General features: G+C 65.6%; 25 protein-coding genes and 1 other RNA gene. 4 read left to right on the top strand and 22 right to left on the bottom strand.

What is annotated here, in order from left to right:
• Positions 1-4: 4 nt before the first annotated feature.
• The gene (gene ileS / locus EYB42_RS05905) at positions 5-2,935 is read right to left on the bottom strand and encodes an isoleucine--tRNA ligase (protein ID WP_135448939.1); all 2,931 of its coding nucleotides are present in this window, start codon (positions 2,933-2,935) and stop codon (positions 5-7) included.
• A 297-nt stretch (positions 2,936-3,232) separates the two neighbouring features.
• On the opposite strand from ileS, the gene EYB42_RS05900 reads away from it, so the two are divergent.
• Complete coding sequence (locus tag EYB42_RS05900; protein ID WP_135448938.1) at positions 3,233-3,598, top strand: DUF2237 family protein; 366 nt, start codon at positions 3,233-3,235, stop codon at positions 3,596-3,598.
• On the opposite strand, the gene EYB42_RS05895 is transcribed toward EYB42_RS05900, so the two are convergent.
• The 13 genes from EYB42_RS05895 to EYB42_RS05835 form a co-directional block, all read right to left on the bottom strand.
• Positions 3,595-4,116 (bottom strand): helix-turn-helix transcriptional regulator, encoded by a 522-nt coding sequence (locus EYB42_RS05895; protein ID WP_136645015.1) that lies wholly within the window; start codon positions 4,114-4,116, stop codon positions 3,595-3,597. The genes EYB42_RS05900 and EYB42_RS05895 overlap by 4 nt on opposite strands.
• 38 nt (positions 4,117-4,154) lie before the next feature.
• Positions 4,155-4,511, bottom strand: a complete 357-nt coding sequence (locus EYB42_RS17295) for a hypothetical protein (RefSeq protein WP_167850938.1) — start codon at positions 4,509-4,511, stop codon at positions 4,155-4,157.
• A gap of 85 nt (positions 4,512-4,596) precedes the next feature.
• On the bottom strand, positions 4,597-5,019 hold the full coding sequence (locus EYB42_RS17290; protein WP_167850932.1) for a PepSY domain-containing protein: 423 nt from the start codon (positions 5,017-5,019) through the stop codon (positions 4,597-4,599).
• A gap of 209 nt (positions 5,020-5,228) precedes the next feature.
• Positions 5,229-6,461: a tryptophan synthase subunit beta gene (gene trpB / locus EYB42_RS05880; protein WP_135448934.1), complete on the bottom strand. Its 1,233-nt coding sequence runs from the start codon at positions 6,459-6,461 to the stop codon at positions 5,229-5,231.
• A 123-nt stretch (positions 6,462-6,584) separates the two neighbouring features.
• Positions 6,585-7,253, bottom strand: a complete 669-nt coding sequence (locus tag EYB42_RS05875; protein WP_135448933.1) for a phosphoribosylanthranilate isomerase — start codon at positions 7,251-7,253, stop codon at positions 6,585-6,587.
• On the bottom strand, positions 7,253-7,606 hold the full coding sequence (locus EYB42_RS05870) for a LapA family protein (protein ID WP_135448932.1): 354 nt from the start codon (positions 7,604-7,606) through the stop codon (positions 7,253-7,255). Before EYB42_RS05870 ends, EYB42_RS05875 begins: the two co-directional genes overlap by 1 nt.
• A gap of 68 nt (positions 7,607-7,674) precedes the next feature.
• Positions 7,675-7,956 (bottom strand): integration host factor subunit beta, encoded by a 282-nt coding sequence (ihfB, locus tag EYB42_RS05865; RefSeq protein WP_135448931.1) that lies wholly within the window; start codon positions 7,954-7,956, stop codon positions 7,675-7,677.
• A gap of 178 nt (positions 7,957-8,134) precedes the next feature.
• Positions 8,135-9,814 (bottom strand): 30S ribosomal protein S1, encoded by a 1,680-nt coding sequence (gene rpsA / locus EYB42_RS05860; protein ID WP_135448930.1) that lies wholly within the window; start codon positions 9,812-9,814, stop codon positions 8,135-8,137.
• A 189-nt stretch (positions 9,815-10,003) separates the two neighbouring features.
• Positions 10,004-10,492: a hypothetical protein gene (locus EYB42_RS05855; protein WP_135448929.1), complete on the bottom strand. Its 489-nt coding sequence runs from the start codon at positions 10,490-10,492 to the stop codon at positions 10,004-10,006.
• A 508-nt stretch (positions 10,493-11,000) separates the two neighbouring features.
• Entirely contained in the window at positions 11,001-11,591 is a 591-nt protein-coding gene (locus EYB42_RS05850; RefSeq protein WP_135448928.1) for a (d)CMP kinase, read from the bottom strand.
• 618 nt (positions 11,592-12,209) lie between these two features.
• The gene (aroA, locus tag EYB42_RS05845; RefSeq protein WP_135448927.1) at positions 12,210-13,556 is read right to left on the bottom strand and encodes a 3-phosphoshikimate 1-carboxyvinyltransferase; all 1,347 of its coding nucleotides are present in this window, start codon (positions 13,554-13,556) and stop codon (positions 12,210-12,212) included.
• Positions 13,557-13,620: 64 nt separating this feature from the next.
• The gene (gene hisN, locus EYB42_RS05840; protein WP_135448926.1) at positions 13,621-14,418 is read right to left on the bottom strand and encodes a histidinol-phosphatase; all 798 of its coding nucleotides are present in this window, start codon (positions 14,416-14,418) and stop codon (positions 13,621-13,623) included.
• Positions 14,419-14,495: 77 nt separating this feature from the next.
• Entirely contained in the window at positions 14,496-14,855 is a 360-nt protein-coding gene (locus EYB42_RS05835) for a helix-turn-helix domain-containing protein (RefSeq protein ID WP_135448925.1), read from the bottom strand.
• A gap of 367 nt (positions 14,856-15,222) precedes the next feature.
• Between EYB42_RS05835 and EYB42_RS05830 the strand changes: the two genes are divergently transcribed.
• A complete protein-coding gene (locus EYB42_RS05830) occupies positions 15,223-16,191 on the top strand; it encodes an NADPH:quinone oxidoreductase family protein (protein WP_135448924.1) in 969 nt (322 codons plus the stop codon).
• Here the strand turns inward: EYB42_RS05830 and EYB42_RS05825 are convergent.
• Positions 16,179-17,030, bottom strand: coding sequence for a LysR family transcriptional regulator (locus EYB42_RS05825; RefSeq protein WP_135448923.1), 852 nt, complete (start codon positions 17,028-17,030; stop codon positions 16,179-16,181). The two genes, EYB42_RS05830 and EYB42_RS05825, sit on opposite strands and share 13 nt — an antisense overlap.
• A 109-nt stretch (positions 17,031-17,139) precedes the next feature.
• On the opposite strand from EYB42_RS05825, the gene EYB42_RS05820 reads away from it, so the two are divergent.
• Positions 17,140-17,370: a DUF1127 domain-containing protein gene (locus EYB42_RS05820; protein WP_135448922.1), complete on the top strand. Its 231-nt coding sequence runs from the start codon at positions 17,140-17,142 to the stop codon at positions 17,368-17,370.
• 129 nt (positions 17,371-17,499) lie between these two features.
• On the top strand, positions 17,500-18,237 hold the full coding sequence (locus tag EYB42_RS05815) for a Bax inhibitor-1/YccA family protein (RefSeq protein ID WP_135448921.1): 738 nt from the start codon (positions 17,500-17,502) through the stop codon (positions 18,235-18,237).
• Between the two features lie 60 nt (positions 18,238-18,297).
• On the opposite strand, the gene EYB42_RS05810 is transcribed toward EYB42_RS05815, so the two are convergent.
• From EYB42_RS05810 to EYB42_RS05780, 7 genes are all read right to left on the bottom strand, one after another.
• A complete protein-coding gene (locus EYB42_RS05810; RefSeq protein ID WP_135448920.1) occupies positions 18,298-18,819 on the bottom strand; it encodes a GNAT family N-acetyltransferase in 522 nt (173 codons plus the stop codon).
• 75 nt (positions 18,820-18,894) lie between these two features.
• Positions 18,895-19,587 (bottom strand): VIT1/CCC1 transporter family protein, encoded by a 693-nt coding sequence (locus tag EYB42_RS05805; RefSeq protein WP_135448919.1) that lies wholly within the window; start codon positions 19,585-19,587, stop codon positions 18,895-18,897.
• A gap of 156 nt (positions 19,588-19,743) precedes the next feature.
• Complete coding sequence (gene rpmG / locus EYB42_RS05800; RefSeq protein WP_135448918.1) at positions 19,744-19,911, bottom strand: 50S ribosomal protein L33; 168 nt, start codon at positions 19,909-19,911, stop codon at positions 19,744-19,746.
• 100 nt (positions 19,912-20,011) lie between these two features.
• Positions 20,012-20,620, bottom strand: a complete 609-nt coding sequence (locus EYB42_RS17460) for an EF-hand domain-containing protein (RefSeq protein WP_205909959.1) — start codon at positions 20,618-20,620, stop codon at positions 20,012-20,014.
• A gap of 132 nt (positions 20,621-20,752) precedes the next feature.
• Positions 20,753-21,150, bottom strand: an RNA gene (gene rnpB / locus EYB42_RS05790) — RNase P RNA component class A.
• 12 nt (positions 21,151-21,162) lie between these two features.
• A complete protein-coding gene (locus EYB42_RS05785; protein WP_135448916.1) occupies positions 21,163-21,888 on the bottom strand; it encodes an N-acetylmuramoyl-L-alanine amidase in 726 nt (241 codons plus the stop codon).
• Positions 21,885-22,634 carry a hypothetical protein gene (locus EYB42_RS05780; protein ID WP_135448915.1) on the bottom strand — a complete coding sequence of 250 codons (750 nt, stop codon included), beginning with the start codon at positions 22,632-22,634 and terminating at the stop codon, positions 21,885-21,887. Before EYB42_RS05780 ends, EYB42_RS05785 begins: the two co-directional genes overlap by 4 nt.
• Positions 22,635-22,660: the final 26 nt, after the last annotated feature.

The raw sequence follows: 22,660 nt of genomic DNA, 5'->3' as shown, positions 1-22,660 counted from the left end.
GGGCTCAGCCCAGCGCGTCGTTGCAGCGCTGGCAGGTGCCGGGGTGCCTGTGCGTGCCCACATCCGGCAGCACCTTCCAGCAGCGTTCGCATTTCTGCCCGGTCGCGGGGTGGAACTGGACCGCCACCCCCGGCATATCGGCCAGCCGGAAGGCGCCTTCCGGCGGCTCGCCCGTGCGCAGGGTCAGGTCCGAGGTGATGCAGATCTCGGCGAAATCGACGCTGCCGAGGATTGCGGCCATGGCGGGCGAGACGAAGACCTCGGGCGCGGCCTCGAGGCTGGCGCCGATCACCTTCGCGGTCCGCTGCACTTCGAGCGCCCCGGTCACCACGCGCCGCGCGTCGCGGATCGTGTCCCATTTCTCGGCCAGCGCCGGATCGCGCCAGCTTGCCGGGGTCTCGGGGAAATCGACCAGGTGGACCGAGCTGTCCTCGCCGGGGAAGCGTTCCAGCCAGACCTCCTCCATGGTGAAGACCAGGATCGGCGCGAGCCAGGTGGTCAGGCGGTGGAAGAGGTGATCCATCACCGTCCGGCAGGCGCGGCGGCGCAACGAGCCGGGCGCGTCGCAGTAGAGCGCGTCCTTGCGGATGTCGAAGTAGATCGACGACAGGTCCGTGGTGCAGAAGGTGAACAGCTTCTGGAACACGCCCTGGAAGTCGTAGGCGGCATAGCCCTTGCGCACCTCGGCATCGAGTTCGGCGAGGCGATGCAGCACCCAGCGCTCCAGTTCCGGCATCTCGGCGGGCTCGACGCGCTCGGCCTCGGTGAAGCCCGACAGCGCGCCCAGCATGTAGCGCATGGTGTTGCGCAGCCGCCGGTAGCTGTCGGCCACGCCCTTCAGGATCTCCTTCCCGATGCGCAGGTCCACGGTGTAGTCGGACTGGGCCACCCAAAGCCGCAGGATGTCGGCGCCGTAGTCCTGGATCACCTCCTGCGGGGCGACGGTGTTGCCCAGCGACTTGGACATCTTCATGCCCTTCTCGTCGAGCGTGAAGCCATGGGTCAGAACCCCGCGATAGGGGGCGCGGCCCTTGGTGCCGCAGGCCTGCAGCATTGAGGAATGGAACCAGCCACGATGCTGGTCGGTGCCTTCGAGGTAAAGGTCGGCGATCCCGTCCGGGCTGCCGTCCTCGCGGTCGCGCAGGACGAAGGCATGGGTGGAGCCGGAGTCGAACCAGACGTCCAGCACGTCATAGACCTGTTCATAATCCGACGGATCGACGATGCCGGACAGCACCTTTTCCTTGAAACCTTGCACATACCACACATCGGCGCCCTCCGCCTCGAAGGCGGCGCGGATACGGGCGTTCACTTCGGCATTCTTCAGCAGGAAGTCCGGCGCATCCGGCCGCGCCCCCTTCTTCACGAAACAGGTCAGCGGCACGCCCCAGGCGCGCTGGCGGCTCAGCACCCAGTCGGGCCGGGCCTCGATCATCGAATGCAGCCGGTTGCGCCCCGTGGCGGGGGTCCATTCCACCAACTGATTGATCGAGTTCAGCGCCCGCTTGCGGATCGTGTCGCCATAGGTGGACATGCCGTCGTCCAGCACCTTGTCGATGGCGACGAACCACTGCGGCGTGTTGCGGTAGATCACCGGGGCCTTGGACCGCCAGCTGTGCGGATACTGGTGCTTGAACTTGCCCTTGGCAAACAGCGCGCCCGTGTAGGCCAGCTGCTTGATGACGCTGACGTTCGCCGGTCCTTCCTTGCCGTCCGGGGTGATGATGTGCTGCCCGCCGAACAGCGGCAGGTCGGCGCGATAGGACCCGTTTGCCTCGACGTTGTAGGTCATCGGCAGGCCGAACTTCACGCCCAGCTGATAGTCGTCGTCGCCATGGCTGGGCGCGGTATGGACAAAGCCCGTGCCCGCGTCGTCGGTCACATGCTCGCCCGGCAGCATGGGCACGTCATAGTCCCACTCGCCCTTGCCGCCCTCGACGCCGCGGAAGGGGTGGGCAAGGACCAGCGCCTGCAGTTCCGCCGCCGCCACCCCGCGCAGCCGCGCATGGCCCGTGACCTTCGCCCCGGCCAGCACCCCTTCGGCCAGCTTGTCGGCCAGCAGAACCGTCTCGCCCACACGGGCCGCGGAGCCCTCGGCCACCTCGGTCACCTGATACAGGCCATAGGCGATCTCGGGGTTGAAGGCGACGGCGCGGTTCTGCGGGATGGTCCAGGGCGTCGTGGTCCAGATCACCACCGAGGCCTGCAAGAAATCGGCCTGCACGCAGCCATCCAGCCCATTCAGCGTATGCGCCGCCGTCACCGGGAACCGCACCCAGACCTGATGCGAGGTATGGTCGTGATACTCTACCTCCGCCTCGGCCAGCGCGGTCTTTTCCACCGGCGACCACATCACCGGCTTCGACCCCTGGTAGAGCGTGCCGTTCATCAGGAACTTCATGAACTCGTCGGCGATCACCGCCTCGGCATGGTAGTCCATGGTCAGATAGGGCTTGTCCCACTTGCCGGTGACGCCCAGCCGCTTGAACTCCTCGCGCTGGATGTCGATCCAGCCCTCGGCAAAGCGGCGGCATTCCTGGCGGAAGGCGACGGTGTCCACGTCGTCCTTGTTCAGCCCCTTCGCCCGGTATTGCTCCTCTATCTTCCATTCGATCGGCAGGCCGTGGCAGTCCCAGCCCGGCACATAGCGCGCGTCGCGGCCCATCATCTGCTGGCTGCGCACCACCATGTCCTTCAGCACCTTGTTCAGCGCGTGCCCGATGTGAAGGTGGCCGTTGGCGTAAGGCGGGCCATCGTGCAGGACGAACGGCGCCCGCCCCGCGGCCCGTTCCCGCAGCCGGTCATAGACCCCGATCCGCTCCCACCGGGCCAGCCAGTCGGGCTCGCGCTGGGGAAGCCCGGCCCGCATCGGAAAGTCGGTCTGGGGCAGGAAGACGGTTTCGCGGTAGTCGGGCAGAACGGTATCGGCGCACATGGGGGGATCGAACCTCGGATCAGGGCAGGACGGTCCGCAACGGACCAGCGGCTGAACGACAAACCCGGCGGCTGGATGCTCAGCCCGCCGGGCCGGTAATTCGCGCTGACACGACCAAGCCTCTCTGCATGCGCGGCCTTATAGACAAAGGCCCCGCCACGGTCCAGCCCGGCCTGCTGCGGCAAGAGACAGGCCTTGGGGTCCGCCCGGGTACCCCGCCGGGACGTGGCATAGCCGGAAAGGCGCATGGACAGTTTTCCCCGTGGTGCTACCCTTTCGGCAATCAGGGGAATCGCCATGAAACTGCCTTCGCTCAACGTGCTTGGGGGGCCGCTCCAGCCCTGTTCGACCGATCCCGTAACCGGCTTCTTCCGCGATGGCTGCTGCAACACCGGGCCGATGGACCGTGGCCTGCATACGGTCTGTGCGCTGATGACGGCCGAATTCCTGGCGCTGTCGAAATATCTGGGCAACGACCTTTCCACCCCACGCCCGGAATACGGGTTCAAGGGGCTGAAGCCGGGCGATCAGTGGTGCCTTTGCGCCAGCCGCTTTCTTCAGGCGCATCAGGAGGGCGCGGCCCCGAAGGTGCGGCTTGAGGCGACACATCAGGCTACCCTTGCCATCGTGCCGCTGGAGATCCTGCAGGAAAACGCGCTTTAGGCCACGTTTCCGGGCACCGAGACCGGACGGATCCCGTTGTCGTCGCGCATCAGGTCGTCGATGAAGATGCTGAGAAGCTGCGGCCGCCCGGTCACCCCGGCCTTGCGGTAGATCGCATTGGTTTGCGCCTTCACCGTGCCCTCGCTGGTGGACCTTAGCGCTGCGATTTCGGCCGTGGACAGCCCCTTGATCGCAAACAGTGCCACGTCGCGTTCGGAAGGCGTCAGACCCCACTCCGCAAAGCGTTCCTCCAGCAGGTCCATGAAGGCCGCCGAGGCACGGCGAAGCTGCTCTTCCGCCCTGCTCCGGTCGCGGAGGGCTTGTCGAAGCATCAGGCCGCCCAGCACGACCCCCAGCACAAGCCCGACCGAGGCGCCGATCTCGATCAGTTCACGCATCTCCCAGCTGACCGGCGTGGTCCGCCAGCCCAGGACCGAGGACAGGATGTCGGAAACGAAAAAGAAGGCGCATACCGCCTGGACCAGAAAGATCGCAATGATCGGTGCCGCGCGTCGCAAGGCCCTACCCGAAGATCCCGGGTTGGCCGCATGGCCGGTCATTCATCGTCGTCGTCATCATCATCATCGTCGTCATCATCGTCGTCGTCCCGAAGCCCGTCCGGTCTGTCGGAATCGTCGTCGATGATCCCGATCTGCGGATTTCCGCCCTTCAGCGGAATCCAAAGATCGCGCAGGATCTCGCCGGTACGCGGATTGATGATGATCTCGCGCGTGCCATCGCGGCGCTTTGCCGTGATCCTGACCCGGCCAAGCAGGGTGCGCTCCTGCACAATGGACCGAAAGCCCTGCTTGCGCAGCTGCCGGACAACACTTTCGACAAGACTTTCCGCCTGAGCGGGACCGGCCAGCGCCAGCGCTGCAAGTCCGCAAGCAAGGATGTCCCGGCGTTTCATCCGCGTCTCCCGCGTTCCGCGCGAATATGTGACATGATGAGGGCCCCGGCAAGGCCGGGGCCGCAGCCTGGTTCAGACGAGTGCGTCAATTGTCGTCATCATCGTCGTCGTCATCATCGTCGTCGTCGTCGTCATCATCGTCGTCGCCGTCATCATCATCGTCGTCGTCATCATCGTCGTCATCATCATCGTCGTCGTCGTCGTCACCAAAGTCGTCGTGAACGGTCTTCACCTGCTTTCCAGTGCGACCGAGCTCATCAGCCTTGGCCAGTTCCTGTTCGTTCTTCAGGATATCGCCCGTCGCGTTGTCATAGATGACTTCGATCTTCGTATTGCCCTTGATGGCCTCGACCTTGGTCTGGGTCGGCCCCTGCTTCACTTCGACATAGTCGTAGCCATTGGCAAGGTAGGCATCAGCAAGCGCATGGGGGTCGATGGCGGCCAGCGCCATGTTGGCCGATAGTGCAACCGCTGCCGTGAACAGCGTCAATCTGGTCTTCAGTTTCATCCTGCGCATCCTTTCCCGTTTCCATCAGCCGATCCGACGCCAGAATGGCGACCATCGGACCTGCGGCAGCACCACGCCTTGCCGCATGGCAGGACAATCGCTGAAACGGGGGGAAGGAAAATCGTCTCCGGGTTTACGCGCGGGCAAATAGACATATGGTTTGCGGCCATAAACCCCAGTTTATGGCCGCATACGATGCGCGGGCGCGATCAGACCTTCATCTCCACGCCAAGATGCTTGGCCACGGTGAAGATGTCCTTGTCGCCGCGACCACACATATTCATCACGATGATCTGGTCCTTGGGCAGCGTCGGCGCCAGCTTCATCACCTGGGCAAGGGCGTGCGATGGCTCCAGCGCGGGGATGATTCCCTCCAGCCGGCAGCAGAGCTGGAAGGCTTCCAGCGCCTCGGCATCGGTGATGCTGACATACTCCGCCCGGCCCACGTCATGCAGCCAGGCATGTTCCGGCCCGATGCCCGGATAGTCGAGACCCGCCGAGATCGAGAAACCTTCAAGGATCTGCCCGTCGGCATCCTGCAACAGATAGGTGCGGTTGCCGTGCAGCACGCCCGGCCGCCCGCCGGTGAGCGAGGCGCAATGCTGCATCCGGTCGTCCACGCCCTTGCCGCCGGCCTCGACGCCCACGATCCGCACCGAAGGATCGTCGAGGAAAGGGTAGAACAGCCCCATCGCGTTTGACCCGCCGCCAATGGCGGCGACCAGCACGTCGGGCAGGCGTCCCTCGCCTTCCTGTTCGGCAAGCTGCCAGCGCACTTCCTTGCCGATGATCGACTGAAAGTCGCGCACCATGGCAGGATAGGGATGCGGGCCCGCCACCGTGCCGATGCAGTAGAAGGTGTCGCGCACGTTCGTCACCCAGTCGCGCAGCGCGTCGTTCATCGCGTCCTTCAGCGTGCCGCGCCCCGAGGTGACCGGCACAACCTCGGCACCCAGCAGCTTCATCCGGAAGACGTTTGGCGCCTGGCGTTCGACGTCATGCGCGCCCATGTAGACCACGCATTTCAGCCCGAACTTGGCGCAGACCGTGGCGGTGGCCACCCCGTGCTGGCCCGCGCCGGTCTCGGCGATGATCCGGGTCTTGCCCATGCGGCGGGCAAGGATGATCTGGCCCAGCACGTTGTTGATCTTGTGCGCGCCGGTATGGTTCAGCTCGTCGCGCTTCATGTAGACCTTGGCGCCGCCCAGATGCTCGGTCAGCCGGGGCGCGAAATAGAGGGGCGAGGGCCGGCCGACATAATGCTTCCACAGGTCGTCCATCTCGGCCCAGAAGGTCGGGTCGGTCTTGGCGTGATTGTAGCGCTCTTCCAGCTCCAGGATCAGCGGCATCAGCGTCTCGCTGACAAAGCGCCCGCCGAACAGGCCGAAGCGGCCCGCCTCGTCCGGTCCTGTCATGAAGCTGTTCAACCCGTCCTCGGCCATGACGCATCCCCCGTTGTTCCCCGTCGGATGTAGCGCCAATGCCGCGGCTGGGAAAGCCGGAGTTTTCAAAAACTCCGTCCCGAAGCCTGAGAAGACTCCGATGCGCTTTCCTTGAAGAAATCGCTAGCGCAGGATCGGGACGTCGTCCTTGACGCCCTGTGCGGCCTGGACGAAGGCTGCGATCTTTGCCGGATCCTTCACCCCCGGCACGCTTTCGACACCCGAACTGACATCGACCTGCCGCGCCCCCGTCAACCGGATGGCCTGCGCCACATTCTCGGGCGTCAAGCCGCCGGCAAGCATCCAGGGTTTCAGCCACTTGCGCCCGACCAGAAGCCGCCAGTCGAAGGCAAGGCCATTTCCACCCGGCAGGTCTGCCGCTCTCGGTGGCTTCGCGTCGATCAACAGCTGGTCGGCGGCAAGGCTCATCTCCATCAGACAGGCCAGATCGCCCTCATCAGCGACGCCAATCGCCTTCATTACCGGCAGGCCGTAACGTGCCTTGACCGCAGCCACCCGCTCCGGCGTCTCGTGGCCATGAAGCTGCAGCATGTCCAGCGGCACGGCCTCCACGATCATGTCCAGTGTCGGATCGTCGGCATCGACGGTCAGCGCGACCTTGCACAGGCCTTCGGGCGCCGAAAGCGCAAGGCTGCGCGCAACCTCCAGAGTCAGGTGCCGGGGGCTTTTGGGAAAGAACACGAAGCCGGCATAGGCCGCCCCTGCCGCCGCGACGGCCGCGACATCGGCCACGCTGCGCAACCCGCAGATCTTGACGCGGACCCGTTGCATCAACGCCGGTCCAGAAGCGCCAGAACGTCATCCTGTGGCGGAACCGAACGGGAATCCCGCAGCACCGCCAGTTCCCGTTCCAGCCGGGCCACCTCGCGCGCCTTCTGCGCCGCCGTCGCCCGATGCCCGTGTTCGCGGAACCATTCCCAGACGAAACCGATCAGGACACCTGCGATGATGCTGGCAAAGATCACCAGGAACAGGGGCAGGTTCATGCTCCAGGTCAGGCCGGTCAGCGCGGCCAGATCGTCAGGCAGCAGCCGCACCTCGATCGGCGCGCGATTTGCCAGCGCCAGGGTCAGAAGGCACAGGCCAAGCAGGCCAAGGAAGGCAAGGCGAATATAGCGGATCATCTGGTCGATACCCCAAGGTTCCGACCAAGTATCGGACCGAACCGGTCCGCGCGCAAGGCGAACGGCGACTACTTCCCGTTCAGCCGATCGCGCAGAAGCTTGCCTGTCTTGAAGAACGGCACCTTCTTGTTCTCGACCTGCACCGCCTCGCCGGTGCGGGGGTTGCGGCCGACGCGCGCATCCCGCGACTTTACCGAGAAGGCCCCGAACCCGCGCAGTTCGACCCGGTCGCCACGGGAAAGCGCCTCGATGATCTCTTCGAAGACCGTATTCACGATCCGCTCGACATGGCGCTGGGTCAGATGCGGGTTTTCATCCGCGATCTTCTGGATCAGTTCGGAACGGATCATCCGTATGTCCCCCCTGTGGTTCGTGCCCTGGCAGGGACACCGCCACGATGTTGTCCTTTGGCGGACTATAGCGGCAGGATTCGGCCGCTGACAAATGAAATCCGGGACTTGGACCACGAATGCAAAAGGCCCCGCGTGTAGCGGGGCCTTCCGGTTCAATCGCAGGTCTGGCGCAGGCTCAGCCGCGGTCCTTCAGCGCGGCACCCAGGATGTCGCCAAGCGATGCGCCCGAATCGGACGAGCCATACTGTTCGACGGCTTCCTTCTCTTCGGCGATCTCGCGCGCCTTGATCGACAGGCCCAGCTTGCGGGTCTTGGGGTCGATGTTGGTCACGCGGACATCCACCTTGTCGCCCACCTGGAAGCGCTCGGGCCGCTGGTCGGCGCGGTCGCGGGCCAGGTCCGAACGGCGGATGAACGACTTGGCGCCGTTATATTCCACCTCGATCCCGCCATCCTCGATCGCGGTCACGGTCACGGTGATCACCGCGCCGCGCTTCACGCCGTCAACGGCCTCCGAGAAGGTGTCGTCGCCCAGCGCCTTGATCGAAAGCGAGATGCGCTCCTTCTCGACGTCCACCTCGGTGACGACCGCCTTGACCACGTCGCCCTTGCGGTAGTTCTGGATCGCTTCCTCGCCGCGCTGGTCCCAGCTGAGGTCGGACAGGTGCACCATCCCGTCGATGTCGTTCTCCAGCCCGATGAACAGGCCGAATTCGGTGATGTTCTTGACCTCGCCCTCGATGGTCGAGCCGATCGGGTGGTTTTCGGCAAAGACTTCCCACGGGTTGCGCTGGGTCTGCTTCAGGCCCAGGCTGACGCGGCGCTTGGCGCTGTCGATTTCCAGAACCATCACGTCAACCTCTTGCGAGGTCGAGACGATCTTGCCCGGATGCACGTTCTTCTTGGTCCAGGACATTTCCGAGACGTGGACCAGACCTTCGACGCCGGCTTCCAGTTCCACAAAGGCGCCGTAGTCGGTGATGTTGGTCACGCGGCCCCGGTGGACCGATCCGATGGGATAGATCTTCTCGACCGAATCCCACGGGTCGGACTGAAGCTGCTTCATCCCCAGGCTGATGCGGTGGGTTTCCTTGTTGATCTTGATGACCTGAACTTTCACGGTCTCGCCGATCGACAGGATCTCCGACGGATGGTTGACACGGCGCCACGCCATGTCGGTGACGTGCAGCAGGCCGTCCACGCCGCCCAGATCAACGAAGGCACCGTATTCGGTGATGTTCTTGACCACGCCATCCACGACCTGGCCTTCGGTCAGGTTGCCGATGACTTCGGCGCGCTGTTCTGCGCGGGATTCTTCCAGGATCGCGCGACGCGACACGACGATGTTGCCGCGGCGGCGGTCCATCTTCAGGATCTGGAACGGCTGCTTCATGCCCATCAGCGGGCCGGCATCGCGCACGGGGCGCACGTCCACCTGGCTGCCGGGCAGGAAGGCCACTGCACCACCCAGATCGACGGTGAAGCCACCCTTGACGCGGCCGAAGATCGCGCCCTCGACGCGCTGTTCGGCGGCATAGGCCTTCTCCAGACGGTCCCACGCCTCTTCGCGGCGGGCCTTTTCACGGCTGATCTGGGCTTCGCCGCGGGCGTTCTCGACCCGCTCCAGATAGACCTCGACGGTGTCGCCCACGTTGACGTTCGGGGCCTCGCCGGGGTTTGCGAATTCCTTCAGGTCGATGCGGCCTTCCATCTTGTAGCCGACATCGATGATGGCCTGGCCCGCCTCGATGGCGATGACCTTGCCCTTGACGACAGTGCCCTCTTCGGGGGTGTCGATCTCGAAGCTTTCCTTCAAAAGGGCTTCGAATTCGTCCATGGATGCTTTAGCGCACATGTAGATCAGTTTCCTTTTCGTGTGTTTCACTGGCCAGGCGGTTGGCTCCGCCGGTCTTGGCCCTGAATACAAAAACGTGACCGCCCGGCCAGCCGGGGACGGTCGAGTCCTTTTCAGGATGGGCGGGCTATAGTGGCAAAGCGCCGCCGGGGCAAGGGAAAGCCTGCGCACTGCCGGCAATCTTCGGTGTCATGCAGCATCATCCGGGCCGGCGCCGGGCGCGCCCGTCCCCTTGCCGCCGTGCCCGGGCACCAGCAGCGCCAACAGGATCAGCGCAAGCCCCCCTGCAATCAGGAAGGCCGAACGGTGGCCGGTTCCCCCGGTCGCATGGGCCGTTTCGACCTGTGGCGGATGCGGCTCGCCCCGCAGGATCGCGCTGGCCGCGTTGACCGCCGTCGCCGCCCAGAGCGCTCGGGTAGTCGCGCGCAATTCGGCCGAACGGCGGTTGCGCGCCGCAGTTATCCAGAGGACGAGAACTCCGAGCACGACCAAACCCGCTGCCAGCGCCAGAAGCGCCCCGATCGTGCCAAGATGCGTCGAAAGGTAAAGCACGGCCGCCAGGACACCAAGGATCCAGGCGGTCAGGAACAGAAACATGGCAAGGACAGCCACACCGGCGGCCGTGGCCCGGTCATGCAGAGCGCCCGCGATGACTGCCTTGAACCCTTCCAGCGCCAAACCGCGACACTCCTGCCCTGCATGTCCTGATACCGCATCAGACTGCCCGAACCCGGCTTGCCCTGCAAGCAAGGCGGGTATCCGTCGCATAACGGCTGCCTTGTCCGGCTTTGCAGGCCTGAACCAACCGCATTTCCGCCGCTTTTGACCGTCATGCTGACGACATGCGCAGTTCAGGTCTTGCGCTTACACTTGGCCTTGCCTTGTGGCCCTGGGCCGGATGGATCCCGTCCGCGGAAGTTGTGGGATGTGCACGCATTCTGGACGGCCTGTGGTCAGTCGATCCTGGCGGCGGGCGGGCTGGGACGGTTCAGGGCACGCCGCCCCCTGCGCGACACCGGGCTTCTGTTCCTTCCGCTTCCGGCAGTTCTGACGGCTCAGACCCTGCTGACCGGCGGCAGCGCCAGTCTTCTGCCTCCTGGCCTGGGCTCGGTGGCCATGCTTGCCCTGCCGGCTTGGCCACTTGCGATGATCGCCCGGCGGATTTCTGGCGCCCGCCGCAAGACGGTCACACCCGGCCGAGCCTTTCCGCCACCAGGGCGCAGGCCTTCGCCACGGCTTCGTCGATGCTGAGATCGCTTGTATCGATCAGAACAGCATCGGGGGCAGGTTTCAGCGGCGCATCGGCACGCCCCATGTCGCGCGCGTCGCGTTCGCGGACCTCGGCCAGCACACGGGCCTCGTCGCCACCCACCTCCAGCCAGCGGCGGTGGGCACGGACCTCCGGGCTGGCGGTGACATAGAGTTTCACCTCGGCCTCGGGACAGATCACCGTGCCGATGTCGCGCCCGTCAAGCACCGCGCCGCCTTCGGACCGCGCAAAGCGTCGCTGGAAATCGACCAGTGCAGCGCGCACCTCGGGGATGGCAGCGACCCGGCTGGCGGCCTGCCCCGCCTCAAGCGTTCGCAGGTCGTCGCGGGCCAGATCTTCGGGCCGCAGGTTGCGGGCCGCCTTGACCGGATCGCCGCCCATCGCGCCCACCGCACGATAAAGCAACCCGGTATCCAGATGCCGAAACCCGAAGCGTTTCGCGACCGCGCGGCTGATGGTGCCCTTCCCCGCCGCGGCAGGACCGTCGATTGCCACCGTGAAGATCATTCTCCCCATCCTTGCGCTTCTGTTCGGTGCCGGATGCCTCTGGCGGGAGTATTGGGAAAAAAGCTAGCCGAAAAGGGCCTTTTGCAGCGCGCCTTAGGGGGGCGGCAGGCGAATTCTTGTGCAGATACCCGGTTCTTCGCCTTGAAAGCATTCCGTGACAGTCATCATTCCCGAATGGATGTTCGCACTTCGTCGCCTGTGCCGTGTCTTGCTCTGGCCGCCCCGACAACGGCCACGGCCGGCCCTGCGACGGATTGGCGGGCCTGCCGGCCTTAGCGTTACAGGAGACGTGATACGCCATCCCCCTGACCTGCCCCGCAATTCCCGGTCGCAGGTTGGTGCCTGCACGCAGGAGAGGGCCGTGACTCTGCTGGCGTCCGACCTTGATACCGACGGTGCACCGGGGCGCAGCGGTCTGCAACCCGAACTGGTCCAACTCGGCCAGCATGGCGCCGGCCGGCAGGCCGATGTGGCCTGCGAGGCCGAGCGTGAAGCCGCAGCCTACCGGGTGCAGCGGCCTGGCTGCGCAAGCAGGATGAATTCCGCGAGGCGATCCTGCTGGGCTGGGCAGCCCAGGCGCTGAGCCGCCGCGCGGCCCCGCCGATGGACTACCAGGCGTCAGCCCCGCTCGATCTCGGCGCCAAGACCGCGCATCAGGCTTTCGAAGATCGGGAAAGATGTCTGGATCGGCGAGCCGTCATCCACCGCAACCGGAGCCTTTGCCGCCAGGCCGCAGACCAGGAAGCTCATCGCGATCCGGTGATCGATATGGGTCTTTACCGTAGCCCCGCCGGGCACGCCGCCCGCGCCCATCCCGTGGACGATCAGGGTATCCTCATCCTCTTCCACGCGCACACCGCAGGCTTCGAGGCCCCGGGCCATCGCGTCGATCCGGTCACTTTCCTTGACCCGCAGTTCCTTGACCCCGCGCATCACCGTCCTGCCGGTCGAGAAGGCTGCCACGACCGACAGGATCGGGTATTCGTCGATCATGCTGGGCGCGCGTTCAGGGGGCACATCGATCCCCTTCATGTCGCCCGAGAAGCGCACGCGCAGGTCGGCCACAGGCTCGCCGCCCTCTTCGCGGGGGTTTCGGAACTCGATGTCGGCCCCCATCTCGACCAGGGTCAGGTAAAGCCCGTTGCGTGTCAGGTTCTGGGAAACGCCGGGCACCAGGATGTCCGAGCCCTCGACGATCAGCGCGGCGCAGACCGGGAAGGCCGCGCTGGAAGGGTCGCGCGGCACGGCCACGGCTTGCGGGCGCAGCTCCGGCTGGCCCTTCAGGGTGATGACATGGCCCTCTTCGGTCTTTTCCACCTGCAGGTCGGCGCCGAAGCCGACCAGCATCCGTTCGGAATGGTCGCGGGTCGGCTCCTTCTCGATCACCACGGTTTCGCCCGGCGCGTTCAGGCCGGCCAGCAGCACCGCCGACTTGACCTGGGCAGAGGCCACAGGCAGGGCATAGCGCACCGGCACCGGGTTGGCTGCGCCGACGATTGTCATCGGCAGCCGCCCGCCCTGCCGCCCGTAGGCACGGGCGCCGAAGAGGCTGAGCGGGTCTGTCACCCTCCCCATCGGCCGCTTGCGCAAGCTGGCATCGCCAGTGAAGGTCGCGGTGATCGGCGTCGTCGCCATCGTGCCCATGATGAGACGGACGCAGGTTCCCGAATTGCCGCAGTCGATCACGTCATCGGGCTCGCGGAAGCCGCCAACGCCGACGCCGTTTACCGTCCATTCGCCCTGCCCGCGCCGCGTCACCGTGGCACCGAAGGCGCGCATAGCCTTGGCGGTATCCAGAACGTCCTGGCCTTCCAGCAGACCCGTGATCCGGGTTTCGCCCACGGCCATCGCGCCGAAGATCAGGCTGCGGTGGCTGATCGACTTGTCACCCGGCACTTCGGCCACACCCCGCAATGGCCCGGACCTGCGGGATTTCATCGGTTGCGCATCGCCATGGCCGGACATCACAGACTCCCTCGTGTTCCGCGCGCCTGATAGCGCAAGCGGTGACAGGGGTCCACGGGGGAGATCAGCCGTTCAGCAGCGCCAGCGCCTCGGCATGGATCGCGGGATTGGCGGCGGCAAGGATCTGACCGCCCTCATGCGCCGGTCGGCCTTGCCAGTCGGTCACCACGCCGCCCGCCGCCGTGATCACTGCGATCGGTGCCTGCACGTCATAGGCCTGCAAACCCGCCTCGATCACCAGGTCGATCTGGCCCGCCGCGACCAGCGCATAGGCGTAGCAATCGGTGCCATATCGCACCAGCCTCGCCTTGGGCGCCACGCGGCGGAAGGCGGCTTCCTCGGCCGGGGTGCCGACCTCAGGGAAGGTAGAGAACAGGATCGCCTGCGACAGCGGCCGGGGCGCGCGGGTGGCAAGGGGCGCCTCTCCCAGCGGTCCCACGACACGGGCCCGGCCAAGCCCACCCTCGAAGCGTTCGCGGATGTAGGGCTGGTCGATGATGCCGTAGATCGGCCCGGTCTCGTCGCGGACCGAGATCAGGACGCCCCAGGTCGGCGTTCCCGAAAGGTAGCCGCGCGTCCCGTCGATCGGGTCCAGCACCCAGGTCAGACCCGAGCTTCCGGCAACCGGACCAAATTCCTCGCCCAGGATGCCGTCCTGCGGGCGCCGGCGGGCAAGGACCGCGCGCATCCGTTCCTCGGACAGGCGGTCGGCCGCAGTGACCGGATCGAACCGTTCGGTTTCCTTGGTGTCGGCGGCAAGGTCACGGCTGCGAAAATGCGACAGCGTCGCCTGGCGCGCCACATCGGCCAGTTCATGCGCGGTGGCGACCAGCTCGTCTGCCAGTGTCTGCGAGATGTTCATCGCACCCTCCTGCCCATGCAGGCAAGGCGCCTGCCCGGCGGGCGCTAATCGACCGCCGGGGCAAGGTCAAGCGTGACTCAGGCCGCGTCGGACAGGACGCGCGCCAGATCGAACAGGCGGCGGCGCTGCGCCTCCGGGATCGCGTAGTAGGAGCGCACCAGTTCCAGCGCCTCCTTGTCGGCCATCATGTCGCTTTGCGCGGCAGCGGGCACCTGACCCTCGGCCAGGCCCTCGAAGAAGAACGAGATCGACACCCCCAGCGCATCAGCGATATCCCAGAGCCGAGATGCACTGACCCGGTTCATGCCGGTTTCGTATTTCTGAATTTGCTGGAACTTGATTCCAACCTTGTCGGCCAGTTGCTGCTGGGTCATGCCCACCATCCAGCGGCGATGACGGATGCGCTTGCCGACGTGGGCGTCTACGGGATGCTTCATTCTTCACTCCAGATACGGTGTCCGTTCCCCTGCCTCTCATCAAGCAAATTCCGTGCCAATCTTGCCCGTTTCAGCCTTGCGTGCAGAAAAAGTTGATCGGCGGCAAAAACCTGTCCATTTGGATAGTGGCAGTTATACGCATGTATAAGACACGGCACGGTTGTTTGGTGCAACACTCATGGCGAGCCGCGGCAATCTGTCACTCGCCCATAGCGTGAATATCGTTTTGCATTGCAAATCGCAAATCGCCACCATTATCGTCGCATTTTGCAAGGATACAGTCATCCCGAATCCCGAAGACTGTGCTTCAGTCAAAAAACAATGTAGCCAGTCGAGCCAGTTGCGACAGATTCTTGCGGAGAAGATCATGCGCGCCTGGCAAGTTGCGGCCCTCGGCGAAGCCCCTGCGCTTGCGGAGATACAACCTCTGGTTCCAGGGAAAGGCCAGGCCCTCGTGCGCGTGATGGCCGCGGGCCTGAACTTTGCCGATCTTCTGATGGCGCAGGGACGTTATCAGGTGCGCCCTGCCCTGCCCTTCGTTCCGGGCATGGAATTTTCCGGCATCGTCACGGCCCTTGGGCCCGGCGCGGAAGGCCCCGCACCCGGCACGCGCGTGATGGGCACCTGTACCGGTGGCGCGCTGGCCGACTGCATCTGCGCGTCGGCCGACCGCCTGATCCCACTGCCCGATTGCGTGGGCGATGAAGAGGCGGCCGGGTTTCCCATCGCCTACGGCACGTCACACTTGGCTCTGACCCGGAAGGCGGGGCTACGGCCCGGCGAGACGTTGTTCGTTACCGGGGCTGCGGGCGGCGTGGGCCTGACGGCGGTCGAGATCGGCAAGCGGCTGGGTGCCCGGGTGATCGCCTCGGCCCGTGGGGCAGAACGGCTGGCGGTAGCGGCGGCGGCGGGTGCCGATGTGCTGATCGACAGCGAGGCAGAGGGCCTGAAAGACGGGCTGCGTGGGGAAGGCGGGGTCGATGTGGTCTATGACACGGTAGGCGGCCCTGCCTTCGATGCCGCGCTGCGTGCCTGCAGGCCAGACGGTCGGCTGCTGGCGATCGGTTTTGCCTCGGGCGAGGTGCCGCAGGTGCCCGCCAACCTGCTGCTGGTCAGAAATCTGGCCGTGATCGGCTTCTGGTATGGCGGCTACCAGGATCACGCGCCACAGGTCGTGGCCGATAGCATGGCCGAACTCTTGCGCTGGCGGGCCGAGGGGACGCTGCGCCCGCATGTCAGCCAGGTTCTGCCCTTCGAGGCGCTGCCCGAGGGGTTGGAGCTGCTGCGCACCCGCCGCGCAACGGGCAAGGTGGTGATCCGCGTTCAACAGCAGTAGGCGCAGCGCAGTTCGGCCATCAGCATGTCCACCGCTTCACCCGTGGCCGCAGGCGAGCGGTATAGCGCCAGCTTCATCTGACCCAAGGGCGGCAGCTGGTTTTCGGCGTCGATGACGGCGGTTCCCTCGGGAATGTTCCCGGCCATGCGTGCCGAAATCGCCAGGTCTGCCGCCACAGTCGCCTCGACCGCCTGTTCGCTTTCGCCGCCGGTGGCCAGTTCCCACGGGATTCCAGCCGCATCCAGCGCCGTCTGTGCAACGGGACGGAACATGCAGCCATCCTTGAACCCCAGCCGCAACGGGCGGCGTTGCCAGGCCGTGCCCTCGGGCGCGCCGATCCAGACCAGTGGCCGGGCCCCCAGGACCTCGGCCCCGGGGTCCGGCGTGTCCTCGGTGGTGACGATGACGTCGAAGCCGCCGCGAGCGAATTCCTGCTTCATCGCCAAGGTGAAGGACGAGACCAGGTTCACCTGCACCCGCGGATAGGTCTGCGCCATCCGCTTGAGGATACCGGGGATCGCCGGATAGACCACGTCATGCGGCACCCCCAGCCGGATCGTGCCGCAGCAGGCCGTGGCGTTGAACCGCGACAGCGCCTCGTCGTTCAACGCCAGAATCCGGCGCCCGTAGGACAGCAGCTGTTCACCTTCGGGCGACAGGGCCAGCTTGCGCGCCGCCCGCAGGAACAACTGCATCCCCAACGACTCTTCCAGCCGCTTGATCTGCATCGAGACGGCAGATTGCGTAAGGTTCAGATAGCCCGCCGCCCGCGTCACCCCGCCCACATCGGCGACGGTGACGAAGGACCGGAGGGCGGCAAGGTCGAGATTCCGCGGCATATCACAAACCCTGATGAATGGCTTCACGATCATTCGTTTCCATCATGCATCAGCTTCGGGCATTGTTCAAGAACGCTGATGGGGCAGACGCCCACCATCACAGGCTAACATGAAAGGTTCCGCCATGCGCCTTGCCGCCCTGATACGTCCCGCCCTTTCCGCACATTCACGCCGCCCGTTTCTGCAGTGGCTGGCTCAAGTTCTGACCCTGGCCCGTTCGCGGCAGGCACTGTCCCGCCTGGACGATCACCTTCTGCGCGACATCGGCCTGACGCGGGACCAGGCCGAGGCCGAGGCGCGCCGCCGAGCCTGGGACGTGCCACTGCACTGGAAGCTGTGAAAGGTTGACAGTTTTCAGCAGCTTTCGGACCGGAAAAGCTTGAAATGCATGTTGGCGATACCGATATTCGACGCACGTGGTACGCCGGACCCCCCGGCGTTGCCCTTAGGGACAACATCGGAGGCTGAAATGGCTCAGTTTGAAACGATCCGCAGCGTAGGCGTCGGTGCCCGCGCGCAGATCGACGAGGGGCTTCGCGCCCACATGAACAAGGTCTACGGGCTGATGTCCGTGGCGATGCTGGTGACTGCCGGCGTGGCATGGTCCGTCGGCACGTCGGATGCCCTGCTGTCGATCTTCCGCGACCCGATCACACTGCGCCCGAACATCCTGGGCTGGGTGATCATGTTTGCCCCGCTGGTCATGGTGTTTGCCTTCGGCGCACTGATCAACCGCCTTTCGGCGGCTGCGGCACAGCTGTTCTTCTACAGCTTCGCTGCCGTGATGGGTCTGTCGCTTGCCTGGATCTTCAAGGTCTTTACCGGCGTCTCGATCGCCCAGACCTTCCTGATCACCGCCATCGCCTTCGCGGGCCTGTCGCTTTATGGCTATGTCACCAAGCGCGACCTGTCTGGCTTCGGCACCTTCCTGATGATGGGTCTGATCGGCCTTCTGGTCGCGATGATCGTGAACATCTTTCTCGCCTCGTCGGCTCTGGCCTTCGCGATCTCGGTCATCGGTGTGCTGATCTTTGCCGGCCTGACCGCTTATGACACCCAGAACATCAAGAACACCTACATCCAGCATGCGATGGCGATGGATCAGGAATGGCTGGGCAAGGCTGCGATCATGGGCGCGCTGAACCTGTATCTGGACTTCATCAACCTGTTCATGTTCCTGCTGCAGTTCCTGGGCAACCGGGAATAGGGCGAACGGATAAGCCGATCGTGGGCCGGTCTTCGGACCGGCCCTTTCCTTTTGCGGACCTCAGCTATTGGCCTGCCGCAGATCGGCCAGCATCCTTACAGCCGGGAAGATGATGCCCGGTGCCAGCGGCACGTCCACCGGATGCAGGGGCCTGAAACCGAGCGCCAGGTAGAAGGGCACCGCTGTCCGGGTGGACAGGCAGTCCAGCCACTCCACCCCTGCGCCGCACGCATCACGCATTACCTGCGCCATCAACGCCCGACCAATCCCCCGGCGTGTCATGTCCGGGTCCGTGGCCACGTGACGAACATTGCCGCTGTCGCCACTGCCTTCGGCACCCGCAAGATTTCCCCGTGTCCAGCCGCCCGCTGCAAGCACGCGGCCACGGACATCCTCGGCCAGGAAATAGGTGCCGGAGGCCAGCAGCTCGGGCCGCGCCCGGGCGATCCGCGGCACTGCCAGCACCAGGATCGAGGGCGGATAGTCTGCCGCGAGAAGGCGCGGGTAGCTGCGGGCCAGCAATGCATCCACTGCGGCAAGATCAGCCGGCGAGGCACGACGGAGCGAGATTGTCGGGGTCATGCCCACGACATGGGGCGGCGTGCCGAAAAGAAAAGGGGAAATCCATGATCGGACCGCGCCCGCCGACCCCTTGGTTCAGACGACAGCGCCGAAGAAATGCCCCACGGCCCAGGTCACGGCCATGGCGACCGCCCCCCAGAAGGTGACCCGCACCACCGCACGCGGAACATTTGCGCCCCCCGCACGGGCCCCGACCGCCCCAAGAACAGCAAGGAAGACTAACGACAAACCGCTAACCCAGAGCGCGATCTGCGCTTCGGGCGCCAGTGCGGCGGTGGCCAGAGGCAGCGCCGCCCCCACCGCAAAGGTCGCCGCCGAGGCCCCTGCAGCCACCAGGGGACGCGCCTCGGTATGTTCGAAGATGCCCAGCTCGTCCCGGACATGGGCGGCGAGAGGATCCTTGGCATGCAGGGCCTCGGCCACCTGGCGGGCCAGTTCGCGTGGAACCCCGCGTGCCTCGTAGATGCCCGCCAGCGCGCGCAGTTCCTCTTCGGGGTCGGCGGCAATCTCGGCCTGTTCGCGTGCAATGTCGGCGGCTTCGGTATCGGACTGCGAGGAAACTGAAACATATTCCCCCGCCGCCATCGACAGCGCCCCGGCAGCAAGGCCGGCAGCCCCCGCGACCAACACCTCGGCCCGGCCCGAGGCCGCCGCGACCCCCACGATCAGCGAAGCGGTCGAGACGATCCCGTCATTTGCCCCCAGCACGGCGGCACGCAGCCAGCCCACGCGCGCGACGTAATGCTCTTCCCGGTGATTGCGTTCCATTGCGCCTCTCTCTCTTTCCAAGGCCAGAAGGGGCGACAACGGAGCTCTGGTCAATGACATAGGTCAGACGCCGCGCCGGCACGGCCCTGGCGGCACCGAAAATGCAAAGGGCCGCACCCGGAAGGCACGGCCCCTGAACTGAAGATCGGCGCGATCTTACTTGATCTTGCCTTCCTTGTATTCGACATGCTCCCGCTTCACGGGGTCATACTTCTTGATGACCATCTTCTCGGTCATGGTGCGGGCGTTCTTCTTGGTCACGTAGAAGTGGCCGGTGCCCGCGGTCGAGTTCAGGCGGATCTTGATGGTGGCGGGCTTCGCCATGGTCGCTACTCCTGCATCGGGGAATCCGTATCCCCCGGTGAAATCCTTGAAGCCCGCCTTTTAGCCAAGGCCGTGGCAGAGTCAACCGCTATTGGCGCGCTTATTGCCACATGGCGGCGCGCAGTTCCCAAGGTGTCACCTTGCCGTCGCCATCGGTATCGGCGGCCTCATACTGCGCCTTCTCGGCGGCAAGGAATTCGCCCATCGTTACCTGTCCGTCGCCATTGGCATCCTTTGCGGCAAAGCGTGCGGCCCGGCGCTCCTGCATCAGCTGCGGCGTACCCCAGGGGTTCATCATGCCCATACGGCCCGCGCCCATCTCGTCGGCGACCAGTACCCCGTCACCGTTCACGTCCATCGTGGCGAACATTGATTCGGCATGGGCCGCGGCTTCCTCGGCCGTGATCATGCCGTTCTGGTCAGCATCGATGGCGCCCAGCATCATGCCCGGCCCCATCCCGGAGCCCGGGCCCATACCGTAGCCTGGCCCCGCCCCGGCTCCAGGTCCCATCCCGTAGCCCGGACCCATCCCATAGCCCGGCCCCGCCCCAGCTCCAGGTCCCATCCCGTAGCCAGGCCCCATGCCGGCGCCTGGCCCGGCACCCCAGCCGGGTGCGCCCCACCAGCCCCATCCGGGTTGCCCCTGCGCCAATGCCGGAGACGATACGGCCAGTCCAAGCGCCGTGATGATCGCTACAGTCCTCAACATGTCTTCCTCCTGAAAGAAGCACGGCGGGAATGTCCACCGGTGCCGCCAGCCGACGCGAACGAACATTCGACCGCATTGATGCATGTCAATCGCACATATTTGTGACGGTTCTGCCGAGGAAGGCCGTAAGATGCGCGCGGAGAGCCTGTAAGCCGGATTCTGTCCGGGGCTGGCGCCCCGGGATGACCATTCCTCTGCCTGCCGTGTCGCCACGGCGGTCAAGCTGCCAACCCGGGCCTCTCGGGCGTTGGCTTCCCTGCGGCGGTATCCCCTGCCTTGCGGCTTCGGACCGGACCCGCGCGAGGCCCCTATTTGGCATTGCTCCGGGTGGGGCTTGCCGTGCCGGTCCGGTTGCCCGTCCCGCGGTGGGCTCTTGCCCCACCGTTTCACCTTTACCGCGCATGCGCGGAAGTCTGTTCTCTGTGGCGCTTTCCCTGGGGTTGCCCCCGCCGGGCGTTACCCGGCACCCTTGCCAACGGGAGTCCGGACTTTCCTCGGGCATTGCCGCCCGCGGTCATCCGGCCCTCCGCGCAAGGCCCGAGTTATGCGTCATCCTGCCGTTCGTCAACCGCGAGGCGGCGCAGCCCTGCGGCCAGCGCAAGGTCAGTCGCATCCAGCGGGCCTTGCGCCCAGGGCCGGAACCGCAGGCGAAAGGCGGCAAGCAGGGCGTCCGGCGCGGCATCCGGGTAGCCGAAGGCCCCGAGATCGGCCACGAAGCACGCCATTTCCTGCAAAGCCTGTTCCTCCACCCTTGTCGGGGAGGGAGGGGGTGGTGTGCCGCCCGGCGGGCAGGGTTCGGGCCACACCGACAGCCCCTGTCGCGCCAGCCGCCGCCAGTCAAAGCGGGGACCGGGGTCACCCTTTCGCTCGGGCGCCATGTCGCTGTGGCCGATGACTGCCCGAGGCGGCAGGCCATGACGTCGCAGAATGTCCGAAAGCAGATGTTCGAGTGCAGTCATCTGCGGCTCGGCAAAGGGTTCCGATCCGGAATTGACCAGTTCGATCCCGATCGAACGCGAGTTCACGTCCCCAGCCCCGCCCCAGGCACCTGCGCCGGCATGCCAGGCGCGTGCCCCTTCGTCGACCAGATGCAGCACGGTGCCGTCGCGGTCGATCAGGTAGTGTGCCGACACCTCGGACACCGGGTCGCAAAGCCGCTCCAGGGCCTCGACGCAGGTCGGCATCGCGGTGTAGTGCAGCACCACAAGCTCCACCCGCGCTCCGCCCCGCCGCTCGCCGAAGTTGGGCGATGGGTGGGTCAGGCTCACCGCAGTGCGTTGCGGAAGGGACGCGGATCCCACGAGCAGGCGAAACCGTCTCCATCGGGGTCGAGGTTCAGCCGGTCGCGTTCCGGCCCGCCGCGCGCAAGGAAATCCTGTTGCGCCTGATCAGGCGAGGCGTATTTCGCGCAGGCGGCATTCGTGTCGCGCAGGCCCATGCCGCTGCGACGATACATCTGAACGCCCGGCGCATGGGTGGTGGCCAGCGCGAATTCCACGATGTTCGGTCCGGTATCGCCCGGCCGCTGCGGCAGATCCTTCGGCTGTACGACGACATATTCCGCACGGTTACGCGCAATGCGTTCGGCATCGCTTTCGATCGTCTCGCGCGCGGCAACCGCGTTGAAATCCTGTTCGTCCGAAATCCCGGTATTGCCGACGATGGCCGCGACCTCACCGGATTCCTCTCGAATGCCCGCCGGCGCCCCGCCGCGCGGGCGGCTGGAACTGTCAGGCAACGGCGGCAACGGGGCCGGAGTGGCCGCGACAGGTGCGCGCCCTTCGGCCCGGTCGATTGCCGCAGCAGCGGCAGTGGGATCAAACCCGCCCATCGGCGGCGTGACTGCGGCCGGTGCCGGCGCAGTCGCGGCCGGAGCGGCCCCGCGGATGTAGCTGTTGTAATCCTGGAATCCGACACCGGAGCCCGAAGTATCGGTTGTCGCCGGGGTGCAGGCAGCCAGGAGCAACGCAAGGGCGCTTGCGCCAGCGACGGGAGCAGGATGAAGACGGCTCATTTACTGCCTCGACAGGGTGGTTTCGG

Source organism: Tabrizicola caldifontis, from assembly GCF_004762095.1.
GTDB classification, from domain to species: Bacteria; Pseudomonadota; Alphaproteobacteria; order Rhodobacterales; family Rhodobacteraceae; genus Tabrizicola; species Tabrizicola caldifontis.
Note: the sequence above shows the minus strand (reverse complement) of the source record. Positions and strands in the feature narration are given on the sequence as shown.